Annotated in this window: 13 protein-coding genes; 11 read left to right on the forward strand and 2 right to left on the reverse strand. The window is 37.6% G+C overall.

Going from position 1 to position 12,070, the window contains the following annotated elements:
* The coding region (locus D6734_04980) for a histidine phosphatase family protein (GenBank protein ID RMF95747.1) at positions 1–232 on the reverse strand (232 nt) is incomplete at its 3' end.
* Between the two features lie 216 nt (positions 233–448).
* On the opposite strand from D6734_04980, the gene D6734_04985 reads away from it, so the two are divergent.
* From D6734_04985 to D6734_05035, 11 genes are all read left to right on the forward strand, one after another.
* Complete coding sequence (locus D6734_04985) at positions 449–1,411, forward strand: methanogenesis marker 2 protein (protein ID RMF95748.1); 963 nt, start codon at positions 449–451, stop codon at positions 1,409–1,411.
* Positions 1,402–2,040, forward strand: coding sequence for a DedA family protein (locus tag D6734_04990; GenBank protein ID RMF95749.1), 639 nt, complete (start codon positions 1,402–1,404; stop codon positions 2,038–2,040). Before D6734_04985 ends, D6734_04990 begins: the two co-directional genes overlap by 10 nt.
* Before the next feature lie 77 nt (positions 2,041–2,117).
* The gene (locus D6734_04995; protein ID RMF95750.1) at positions 2,118–3,296 is read left to right on the forward strand and encodes an aspartate aminotransferase family protein; all 1,179 of its coding nucleotides are present in this window, start codon (positions 2,118–2,120) and stop codon (positions 3,294–3,296) included.
* Position 3,297: 1 nt separating this feature from the next.
* Positions 3,298–4,254: an ornithine carbamoyltransferase gene (gene argF, locus D6734_05000; protein RMF95751.1), complete on the forward strand. Its 957-nt coding sequence runs from the start codon at positions 3,298–3,300 to the stop codon at positions 4,252–4,254.
* A 72-nt stretch (positions 4,255–4,326) separates the two neighbouring features.
* On the forward strand, positions 4,327–5,532 hold the full coding sequence (locus tag D6734_05005; protein ID RMF95752.1) for an argininosuccinate synthase: 1,206 nt from the start codon (positions 4,327–4,329) through the stop codon (positions 5,530–5,532).
* Between the two features lies 1 nt (position 5,533).
* Positions 5,534–6,925 carry an argininosuccinate lyase gene (argH, locus tag D6734_05010; protein ID RMF95753.1) on the forward strand — a complete coding sequence of 464 codons (1,392 nt, stop codon included), beginning with the start codon at positions 5,534–5,536 and terminating at the stop codon, positions 6,923–6,925.
* Between the two features lie 5 nt (positions 6,926–6,930).
* Positions 6,931–7,986, forward strand: coding sequence for a hypothetical protein (locus D6734_05015; protein RMF95754.1), 1,056 nt, complete (start codon positions 6,931–6,933; stop codon positions 7,984–7,986).
* A gap of 12 nt (positions 7,987–7,998) precedes the next feature.
* Entirely contained in the window at positions 7,999–9,264 is a 1,266-nt protein-coding gene (gene lysA, locus D6734_05020) for a diaminopimelate decarboxylase (protein RMF95755.1), read from the forward strand.
* Between the two features lie 9 nt (positions 9,265–9,273).
* On the forward strand, positions 9,274–10,101 hold the full coding sequence (locus D6734_05025) for a diaminopimelate epimerase (protein RMF95756.1): 828 nt from the start codon (positions 9,274–9,276) through the stop codon (positions 10,099–10,101).
* Between the two features lie 22 nt (positions 10,102–10,123).
* Positions 10,124–10,999 carry a 4-hydroxy-tetrahydrodipicolinate synthase gene (locus tag D6734_05030; protein ID RMF95757.1) on the forward strand — a complete coding sequence of 292 codons (876 nt, stop codon included), beginning with the start codon at positions 10,124–10,126 and terminating at the stop codon, positions 10,997–10,999.
* Positions 11,000–11,009: 10 nt separating this feature from the next.
* A complete protein-coding gene (locus tag D6734_05035) occupies positions 11,010–11,810 on the forward strand; it encodes a 4-hydroxy-tetrahydrodipicolinate reductase (protein ID RMF95758.1) in 801 nt (266 codons plus the stop codon).
* A 16-nt stretch (positions 11,811–11,826) separates the two neighbouring features.
* Here the strand turns inward: D6734_05035 and D6734_05040 are convergent.
* Positions 11,827–12,070: hypothetical protein (locus D6734_05040; GenBank protein ID RMF95759.1), on the reverse strand; the 244-nt coding region annotated here is incomplete at its 5' end.

The raw sequence follows: 12,070 nt of genomic DNA on the forward strand, positions 1-12,070 counted from the left end.
CCTCTATTATTACTTTGACATTCAAATTGTCTGCGATTATTTCTGCTGTTTCTTTTGCTCGCTTCAAAGGGCTTGATATAATAAAATTGGTATTAATATCTTTTAATTGTGAAAGGAGAGTTAAAGCCTGTTTTTTCCCTCTTTCTGTCAGGTGTGAATCAAGCTGTCCCTGAACGCATTTCTTTTCATTTAAAAGAGATTCGCCATGTCTTATAAGGATAATTCTCTTCATTTATCTTTTTAGATTCTCTTCAATCTGCTTATTTTTTTGATGATGCCTATTTTACAATAAAATCGTTATGATATGAAATTAATTAATAGGATTTTTAAATATAGTGATATTTTTGACAAAGCCTTCTAAATAGGATTTTTTGTCAAATCGAAATTCTTAAATCTAAGTGATAAATCTCTTCTTTTATGTTAAAAGAATAATTCTTGGAGATTTGAAATGATAGATAAAATAATTGCAGAAGTAAAAAAGTTTGACGGGATTTTGAGGAAGAAGGATATTAAAATAGTTGGTGAAATTTTGAAGGATTCCTTTCTTTCTGAAAATGTCGTTATTGGAATTGGAGACGATGCAGGAGTCATAAGAGGTGAAAAAGGCGAGGATTTTCTCCTGCTTGCCTGTGATGGTATTCACCCTCTATTAGTGAAAAATGAGCCTTATGCCGCAGGTAAGGCTTCTGTTATGGTTAATGTGAATGATATATATGCGATGGGCGGTGTGCCTGTTGGGATTGTAAATGTCATTTCCTATAATAGGGAAGAAAACCTCAAAGCTATTCTGGAGGGGATGAGAAAGGCAAGTGTTAAATATAGAGTGCCAATTTTAGGCGGCCATCTTCATCCCGATGCTGAGTGTGATGAAATTTCTGTGGCAATTCTGGGAAAAGGTGAGAAAATTCTTTCATCCTATGGCGCAAATTCGGGAGATGATGTCATAATTGCTGTTGACTTAAAAGGAAAGAAAGGATGCAAATCAGTTAATAGTTGGGATTCTACTTCAGGTAAAGATTCCAAGCTTCTTCTTACTCAGCTTTCCGTATTGAATAAGATTGCAAATGAGCAGTTGGCATCAGCATGTAAAGATGTGAGTATGGGAGGTATCATTGGGACATTGGGGATGCTTCTTGAAAGTTCAAAAAAGGGGGCTGAGATAGATTTGAATCTTATTCCCTGCCCGCAGGATATGGAGTTGCTTGAGTGGTTGAAGTGCTTTTTAAGTTATGGTTTTCTCTTAACATCACCGCCTCAAAAGACTAAAATCATCCTAAACCTTTTCAAGGAAAGAGATATTGAAAGTACTGCAATCGGCAGAGTTAATGAAAGTCGTAAAGTAGATATTTCCTATAATGGAGAAAAGGGAACACTTTTTGACTTTAAGAAGGATTACATAGCTTGTCTTTGATAGATCTGATTCTTGATTTTATAATTAGAAATGAAAATGTTCTTGGATATATCGTTCTATTTGTAAGCTCACTGATTGAATATATCTTTCCTCCCTTTCCGGGTGACACTGTAACCCTTTTTGGAGCATTCTTAATATCTGTAAGAAATTGGAATTTTTTTGCAGTTTTTATGAGTGTCACCGTTGGAAGTGTTATAGGCGCAACGATAGATTATTTTATAGGGAGAAGGTTAGGCAGAAAGAATGGCAATTCTCAGATTCCCAAAATGATTAAGAAAGGAAATATGGTTCTCACAGAAGAACGTTATCTCTATATCAAAGAGAAATTTGAAAAATATGGTGCTTATGTGATAATTTTGAACAGATTTATGCCCGGCGTAAGAGCTTTTTTCTTTGTAGTAGCCGGAATCATCGATATGAAATTTTTGCCTGTTCAATTTTTTAACCTTTTGAGTGTCCTTCTCTGGAATTTTTTGATTATATGGAGCGGTTATTTTGTAGGAAACAATTGGGATAGACTTTTAGGACTTTATTCCCTGTATTCAAAAGCGGTGGGGATAGTTATCTTTATCGTTTTACTTTCCTTGTTGATTCTTTTTTATATTAAAAGAAAAAACGCCAAAAATTGAGTCTCTTGAAATATATTCTTCTTGTAATGCTTTATAAATTGATATAAATAAACATCTTTTTTTAAAGAAAGCTTGCTATGAAGGAAAAAACAGATTGTTATATAACTGAAACCTATAAAAGATTTCCTGTTGAATTTGTCAGAGGTAAAGGAGTTTATCTTTATGACAACATGGGAAAAAAGTATTTGGATTGTCTTAGCGGTATTGCTGTAAATGCACTTGGCTATAGCAATGAGAAACTCCTTGATATAATGAAGCATTGGAATGGGAAGCCCTTGCATCTTTCGAATCTGTTTTATTCAAAGGAGCAGGGTAATCTTGCAGAAGCTATTATTGAAGAAAGCTTCAAAGGGAAGGTTTTTTTCTCAAACAGCGGCACAGAGGCAAATGAAGCGGCTTTCAAGCTTGCAAGAAAATACTCCTTTAAAAGGTATGGGAAAACTGAAAGGTATGAAATCATTACAATGGAGAATTCATTTCATGGAAGAACATTTGCATCGATGGCGGCTACCGGTCAAAGAAAAATTAAAGGTGATTATGCTCCACATCTCCAAGGGTTTAAGCATATCAAATTTAATGACTATAAAGCCCTTTTTGATTCCGTAAGTGACAAAACCTGCGCTGTAATGATAGAAGTTATTCAGGGAGAAGGTGGTGTTATTGAAGCTGATAGGGAATATCTTAAAAAATTGAAAGAATTGTGCGTTGAAAGAGATATCCTTTTTATGGTTGATGAAATTCAAACAGGTCTTGGAAGGACGGGAAAGATGTTTGCATATCAACATTATGATGTAGAGCCAGATATTTTTACTCTTGCAAAAGCATTGGGAGGTGGACTTCCTCTTGGATGTATGGTTGCAAAGGAAAGTATTGCAGGATTCTTTTCTCCGGGAGACCATGCAAGTACTTTTGGAGGCAATCTGCTTGCTTGCGCATTGGGGTTTGAAGTTATAAATCAATTGAGAGGCGGAATTATTGACAACTGCAAAAGTAGTGGCGCTTATTTCAAGGAAAGGCTTTTGGCTTTGAAAGATAAATACGACGAGATTGTAGATGTTAGAGGAAGAGGTTTGATATTGGGAATAGAGTTTAAAGATGAAGTTTCGCATCTTGTTGAAAAATGCCTCAATGAGGGGTTGATTATCAACTGCACAGCAGGCAAAGTGATCAGATTTCTTCCTCCGCTGATCATTACCCAAGATGAAATAGATGAAGCTCTGATAATATTTGAAAATGTATTGAGGACAAAAGATTAAAATGCAGAAAAAGGACCTTTTATCGCTTGCTGATTTGAGTAGAAGAGAAATTTGCGAGCTTATTGACAGAGCCAAGATATTGAAACAATGGAAATCGCAGGGCATAGTCCATAAGCCCCTTGAAGGGAAAACATTGGGATTAATTTTCAATAAGCCCTCAACAAGGACGAGGGTAACTTTTGAAGTTGGTATGTATCAACTTGGCGGTACGTCTTTATTCTTGAGTGAAAAGGAGATTCAACTTGGTAGAGGCGAAACAGTTGCAGATACTGCAAAAGTGCTGTCAAGATATGTTGACGGAGTCGTAATGCGGACCTTTAAACAGTCTGACTTGGAGGAATTTGCCCAAGAAGCTACTTGTCCTCTTATAAACGGATTGACTGATTCCTTTCATCCATGTCAAATATTGGCTGATATAATGACTATTGAAGAAGCCATTGGAAGAATTGAGGGGACAAAGGTGGCATATGTGGGAGATTTCAATAATGTTGCAAATTCCCTGATATTAGGAGCGCTTTTGATGGGCTACCATATAACTGTTGCTTGTCCCAAAGAGTGTGAAGCAAGTGATGAATTAAAGTCAAAAATCGAGATCGTTGAAAAAAGGGAAGAATCAAGCGGTACTTATGAAGTAATAGATGACCCCATTGAAGCAGTGAAAGATGCAGACATTATCTATACAGATGTTTGGATAAGTATGGGGCAGGAAAAGGAAAGAGATAAAAAATTGAAGCTCTTTTCTCCTTATCAAGTGAATAAAGAGCTTGTATCCAAGAGCAAGGAAGGTGTAAAAATAATGCATTGCCTACCGGCGCATAGGGGGGAGGAGATAACTTCAGATGTTTTGGACAGCGAAAACTCGATAGTCTTTGACCAAGCTGAAAATCGCTTGCATATTCAAAAAGCAATACTTGAATATCTGCTTTCGGGAAGTAAGTGGAATTTTGCGATTACATAGAAAATGTTTTGTTTTGGTAGTGAAAGATTCAACTAAGGAATAGTAAAAAGTTTTAAGGATGGAGATTCATATATGGGTAAGAAGATAGTGCTTGCATATTCTGGAGGCCTTGACACATCGGTTATATTGAGATGGCTGATTGAAACCTATAAAAGCGATGTCATTGCATTTATTGCTGATTTGGGACAGGGAGAAGAGCTTGAAGAAGCAAGGCGAAAAGCTTTTAAGACTGGCGCAAGAAAGGTTTATGTTACTGATTTGAGAGAGGAATTCGTAAGGGACTTTGTTTTCCCAATGTTTAGAGCAAATGCAGTCTATGAAGGCCAGTATCTTCTTGGTACTTCCATAGCAAGGCCCCTGATAGCAAAGAAGCAGATAGAAATAGCGCGTAAAGAGAAAGCCACAATGGTTTCACATGGCGCCACTGGTAAGGGGAATGATCAAGTGAGATTTGAATTGAGCTATTATGCTTTGAATCCTTCGATAAAGGTAATTGCCCCGTGGCGTGAATGGGATCTCGATTCAAGAGAGGCGCTGATTGCTTTTGCAAAAAAATGGAAGATACCTGTCCCTGTTACTGCAAAGAAGCCCTATTCATCTGACAGGAATCTGCTTCATATAAGTTTTGAAGGCGGTATTTTGGAGGACCCATGGAATGAACCTCCTGAAGATATGTTTGTCCTTACACGGTCGCCCGAAAAAGCTCCGGACAAGCCGCAGTATATTGAACTGGAATTTAAAAGCGGGAATCCTATCAAATTGAATGGGAAAGCCCTAAAACCTCATAAACTTCTGGAAGAGTTGAACCGTTTGGGCGGCAGAAACGGCATTGGCAGAGTTGATATGGTGGAAAACAGATATGTAGGTATGAAATCGCGCGGTGTATATGAGACTCCGGGAGGGACAATTCTGAATATTGCTCATAGAGCGTTGGAAACAATAACTCTCGACAGAGAAGTTATGCATATTCGTGATTCTTTGATACCTGCTTATTCAAGAATGGTTTACAATGGCTTTTGGTTCAGTCCTGAAAGGGAATTATTGCAGACATTGATTGATGAGTCTCAGAAAAATGTGACAGGCACTGTTAGGATGAAGCTGTACAAGGGCAACTGCATAGTTTGCGGAAGAAAGTCTCCAAAATCTCTTTATAAGCAGGAGATAGCTACATTTGAAAAGGGTAGCGGATATGACCAGGAAGATGCAACAGGTTTCATAAATTTGAATGCTTTAAGATTGAGAATAAACAATTTAGTCAATAAAAGAAGAAGAAAATAAAATGAAGAAAAAACTGTGGGGAGGTCGGTTCAAAAAAGCTACTGATACTGCAGTGGAGGAATTTACATCCTCTATAGCTTTCGATAAAAGGCTTTATAAAGAAGACATAAAGGGAAGTATTGCGCACTGCAGAATGCTGGAGAAGATAGGCTTGCTTTCACGCAGTGAAGGGAGAAAAATACGCAGTGCCTTGAAAAAAATTGAGAAGCAGATAAGTGCTGGAAGAATGAAGCCAGACACATCTGCTGAAGACATCCATATGTATATTGAAGCTGAATTGACAAAATTAGTGGGCAATGCCGGTAAAAAAATCCATACCGGAAGAAGTAGGAATGACCAGATTGCCCTTGATGTGAGAATGTATCTTAAATCACAGATTGAGGAAATTTATTCTCTTTTGAAGGGCTTTATTGAAGAGATTCTTTCTCTTGCTGAGAAAAATACTCATATAATAGTGCCCGGTTATACACATCTTCAGCATGCACAGCCGGTACTACTTTCACATTATCTTCTTGCCTATGGAGAGATGTTTATCAGAGACTTGAGAAGAATTGAAAGCTGTTATAGTAGTGCCGATATAATGCCTCTTGGCGCAGGTGCGCTGGCTGGCTCGAATTTTAACCTTGACCGCAAATATGTCGCAAAACTTCTTGGTTTTAAGAAGATATCCTCTAACAGTATAGATTCAGTAAGTGACAGGGATTATCAGGCAGAGTTTCTTTTTTTCGCTTCACTTCTATTTATGCATTTGAGCCGCCTTTGTGAGGAATTGATTCTATGGAATAGCTCTGAATTTTCATTTATTGAGCTTCCTGATGAATTTACGACAGGAAGCAGCATAATGCCTCAAAAGAAAAATCCTGATGTCCTTGAGCTTATCAGGGGGAAAACAGGAAGAGTTTATGGTGACCTTGTTTCACTTCTAACTCTGATGAAATCTCAACCCCTTTCGTATAACCGTGATATGCAGGAAGATAAAGAGCCTCTTTTTGATGCTGTTGATACGGTCAAGGCATCTCTTCGTGTCCTTTCAAAATTTTTGGGGAAGATAAGATTCAGAGAAGACAGAATCGAGCAAGCAGTGAAGGAAGGATTTATGGAAGCAACAGATATTGCAGATTATTTAGTTCTTAAAAATGTTCCATTTCGTGAAGCCCATGAAATAGTTGGCAAAATCGTGCTTTACTGCATCGAGAATAATTGCAGACTGCAGGATATGAGTGTCGAGAAGTTTTCGGAGTTTCACAAGGCTTTCAATGAAGACATAAAAGATGTCATCGATTATGAGAAATCTGTTTCTGCTAAAAGGACAGAAGGTGGAACATCATTAAATCAAGTTATGAAAAATCTTAAAAGGTTTCGCAGAATCCTTAAAAGTTCAAAGTTATCCTAAGTTTGATGAATAAACTTTTTTTCTATTTATACAGAAAGGGCATAGGTTTTATATCTCTTTTACCTGTGCTGACTATTTGCTTTTTTGGATTAGGATGTGGAAAAAAAGCACCACCGCGTCTGCCTGCGCCAATTAAAACAGAGAAAATAAAAATAATAAAATCTCAAGCCGAGAAGGGAAAAATTGATATTTCGTGGATTTACGATAAGAATAAATTCCTTGCTTCCTATTTTGAAATTTACAGGAGTAAAGAAGATGGAAATTTTGAAAAAATTGCAACAGTGAATGTTAAAGAAAAATCTAAAAATGGAGAAGAAGCCCTTGAAAAGCAGGTGTTTCAATACGGTGACACAAAAAATCTTGTTGATGGCAACTGGTATCATTATGTAATAGCAGGCATTAATGATAAAGGGGAGTTGAGCGGAATAAGTGATGCAGTTGATGTTTATTTTTCAAAAGAGCTTCCTCCTGTGCGAAATTTAAGGGGGGAACTTGAAAAAAATTATGTAAAACTCCTATGGGATTCGCCATTCGATTCGTTGGAGAAGGATAAAAAAGAAGTTGCAGGATACAATATTTATCGCCGCAAAGCGGGCAATAAGTTATTTAAAGCCGTGAATTCCGCTCTAATAAGAAAGAAAAGTTTCATTGATATGAAAATTCGAAAGGATATGGTTTACGAGTATGTGGTCAAGGCTGTTGACAATTTTTTCCCGCCTTGGCACGAAGGTGCGGCATCAGAAACAGTTATTATAGATACAGCAGATAATGAAGCGCCTGAACCACCAATGAATGTCAAGGCTGTAGGCGGAGTTGACAGAATTTCTCTTAAATGGGAAAAAAGCATTTCAGAAGATGTTGCAGGTTATCGCGTTTATAGAAGTGAAAGTGAGGATGGAGAATTTGTGCTTCAAAATAAGGAATTGTTGCGCAATGAGTATTATGATGACTTGAATGTAACTGCTGGCGTGCGCTATTTTTATAGAGTTAGCGTTGTAGATGATTCAGAAAATTCAAATGAAAGCGAATTGTCAGAAATAGTTTCAGCAGAGCCATTATAGGAGTTAAAGATAATGAATGAATTCAAATTTAGAAAAGGAAAACTTTATTGTGAAGATGTATCAATAGAAGCGATTGCCAAAAAGGAAGGGACTCCCTTCTATTTATACAGCAAAAAAACTTTTTTGCGCCATTTCGATGCCTTTGACGGAGCATTTAAGTCAGTCAGGCATATTACCTGCTTTGCTGTAAAAGCCAATTCAAATATTGCCATACTCAACCTTCTTGCAAAAGCAGGCGCAGGTGCAGATATAGTATCAGGTGGGGAGCTTTTTCGTGCTAAGAAAGCAGGATTTCCTTCAAAGAAGATTATATTTTCAGGTGTTGGAAAGAGTGATGAAGAGATCGAGTATGCCCTTCGTGCAGGGATACTGATGTTCAATATTGAATCTTCTGAGGAAGCAGAAACGATTAATAAGATTGCAGCAAAAATTGGGAAGAAAGCGCCTGTCTCATTTAGAATCAATCCTGATATCGACCCTAAAACACATCCTTACATTTCAACAGGTTTAAGCAAGAATAAGTTCGGCATTTCAATAGATGATGCTCTTAAGGAATATAAAAGAGCGAACAAAATGAAATGGCTCGATGTTGTAGGTATCCATTACCATATCGGCTCTCAGCTTACTTCTATTTCGCCCTTTGTTGACTCAATAAAAAGGATGAAGCGCCTTCTTCAGATTCTTCGCAGTGAGGGGATAAATATTAAATATTTTGATATGGGAGGAGGGCTCGGCATAACCTATAAAGATGAAACTCCTCCTCATCCGAGGGAATACGCGAAAGCATTGATACCCCATATAAAAGATTTAGACTGTACGGTTCTTTTTGAACCGGGAAGAGTTATAGCAGGAAATGCAGGGATACTTGTGACAAAGGTGCTCTTCACCAAAAAGACTGCCGTCAAAAATTTCGTGATAGTTGATGCTGGTATGAATGACCTTCTTAGGCCAAGTCTATATGGCGCCTATCAGGAGATTGTGCCTGTTAAAAAAAGCAGTAAAAAGAAAATCGAAGTTGATGTCGTTGGACCTATTTGCGAGACTGGAGATTTTCTGGCGCGAGACAGACTTGTTGCAAAGGTAAAAAGGGACGACCTGCTTGCAGTAATGAGTGCTGGCGCTTATGGATTTACAATGAGTTCAGTTTATAATTCAAGACCGCGCGTTCCAGAAATTCTTGCTGACGGCAAAAATTATTATGTTATAAGAAAAAGGGAAACTTATAAGGACCTTATTCGTGGAGAGATTATCCCAAAGGCACAAGGAAGAAAAAGTTAAGGGAATAAAATGAAGATTAAATTTTCTAAGATGACTGGAAGCGGCAATGATTTCATATTGATTGATTTATTCAATCAACAATTGCCTGAAGATGACTTACCAAATTTTGCAAAAAAACTTTGCCATAGGAGTTTATCTCTTGGTGCAGACGGCTTGATTCTGATAGAAAAATCAGATATTGCAGATTTTAAGTGGAGATTTTACAACTCAGATGGAAGCGAAGCGGAGATGTGCGGGAATGGAGCCCGATGTGCCGCTCGATTTGCTTATATGAATGGGATAGCGGGCAAAAAGATGGCATTCGAAACTGTTGCTGGAATAATAAGCGCTGAGATTTTAGATAATGAAGTAAAAGTAGCGCTTACATCTCCAAAGGATATGAAAAGAAATATTACCATTGATCTGGAAGATATCACCATCGATGCTGATTTTATAAACACTGGGGTGCCGCATACAGTTGTGTTTGTAAATGAATTGGAAGAATGCAGAATCGAAGAGATTGGAAGAAAGATTAGGTTCCATAAGTTATTCGAGCCTGCTGGTACGAATGTCAATTTTGTCGAAGAGATGAGCAGTGACTCTATCAAAATTAGAACTTATGAAAGGGGTGTCGAGGGAGAAACACTTGCCTGCGGCACAGGGGCAGTGGCATCTGCCATATTTCAGTTTTTGAAAGGCGGAGAAGTTTCACCTGTAAAAGTACTGGTTAGAAGCGGAGAAAAGCTAAAAGTTTATATATCAAAGAATAATTCGAAAATAGATAAAGTTTTTTTACAGGGCACTACAAGATTGATATGTGAAGGCACACTCGATAAAGAAGCATGGGATTATAATTAGTGCTTTTTTCAAGGAGATAAAAATGTTTAAAGGAAGTCTTGTGGCAATTGTAACACCTTTCAAGGATGATAAGATTGATTGGGATAGTTTTGAGAAGCTAATTGAATTTCATATTGAAAAAGGAACAAATGCAATCGTGCCGTGCGGTACAACGGGAGAGTCTGCTACTCTTTCGCCTGAAGAGCATAAGAAGGTTATTGAATTTGTAGTTGAGAAGGCGGCAGGAAGAATTCCAATTGTTGCAGGCACTGGTTCAAATTCTACCAAAGAGGCAATCATCCTAACTAAAGAAGCTGAAGAGAACGGAGTTGATGGATGTCTTCTTATTGCGCCGTACTATAATAAGCCAACACAGGAAGGATTATTTCAGCATTTTTCAGCAGTTGCAAAAGAAGTATCTATCCCTTTGATACTCTATAATATCCCTTCGAGGACAGGGATCAATATGCTTCCTTCCACAGTTCAGCGGCTGGCTTCGGAACATAAAAATATTGTAGGCATCAAAGAGGCTTCAGGCTCTTTGGCTCAAATGCAGGAGATTATCAGAATATGTCCTTCTGACTTTGTGTTGCTTTCAGGCGATGATGCTCTTCTTTTGCCTGTCCTTTCGATAGGAGGGAAGGGAGTTATTTCTGTTGTCGCTAACATTGTGCCTGAAAGAGTAGTAAGAATAATAGAGCTTTTTGAAAAGGGAGATATAGAAGAGGCAAGAAAATTGAATTACGAGCTTTTACCTCTGGTTAATGCTATGTTTTATGAAACAAATCCGATTCCTGTCAAGAAAGCGCTTGCCCTTATGGGTATGATAAATGATCAATTGAGATTACCCCTTGTTTCAATGAGTGATGAAAATACTGCAAAGCTAAAAGAAAAGATGAAATCAGCAGGGATAATATGAGGGTTGTGCTATGGTAAATATAGTTGTATGTGGTGCCTTTGGCAGAATGGGACAAAGAATAATAAATATTGTTTCTGAAACCTCTGATGCAGAATTGGTTGGCGCTACGGAATCACCTGCACATCCAAGATGTGACAGTGAAATTGATTTTTCAAAAGATGGCAAATTGAAAAAAATTAAGGTTTCGTCAAAAATATCAGAAGTTGCCGAAGATGCAGATGTATTGATAGATTTTACCCGGCCTGAAGCTACGGAGAAAGTCCTTTCTTATGCTGAAAATGCCGGCAAGGCGATGGTCATTGGAACAACAGGATTCAGTGATGAGCAGAAGGAATCGATAAAAAACTCTGCAAATAAAATACCCATTGTATTTTCTCCTAATATGAGTATCGGTGTGAATCTTCTCTTTGAATTGACTGCCATTGCATCAAAGATTCTTGCCGATGGTTATGATATTGAAATAATAGAAGCCCACCACCGCAATAAAGTTGATGCGCCCAGCGGCACAGCTGTAAAACTTGCCGAAATCGTAGCAGAAGTCCTTAAACAGGATTTGAAAAGGACAGCCGTTTATGGAAGGGAAGGTATTGTTGGCGAAAGGAAAAGTGATGAATTGGGAATTCACAGCATTAGAGGCGGCTCTATTGTTGGTGACCATACGGTGCTTTATGCAGGCACAGATGAAAGAATAGAGCTTACTCACAGGGCGCAAAGCAGAGATGCTTTTGCACGAGGGGCTGTCAGAGCAGCACTTTTTGTCGCTAAACAAAAACCCGGTCTTTATTCAATGAAAGATGTGCTTGGTTTTTAATTTTTTTTAAACCTGCCTATACGACGACTTTGATTTTTATTGTCAAAAAAAGAAGATAATAGTCAAATATAATATAAATAAATTCAAGATAAGGTGTCGGTTTTTTGAACATAAAAAAGTTCAATATTTCAGTAACTTGTCTACTGCCTCTAAAAAGTGTCCAATAATCCGACATTTTTGATTTATCATCTTTTTCAAATAAAAAAGATTTTCCATTCCGTATAAAAAAATTATTAGAAAAATCAGAAAGATATAAAAAA

The sequence above is a fragment of the Candidatus Schekmanbacteria bacterium genome (assembly GCA_003695725.1).
GTDB lineage: Bacteria > Schekmanbacteria > GWA2-38-11 > GWA2-38-11 > J061 > J061.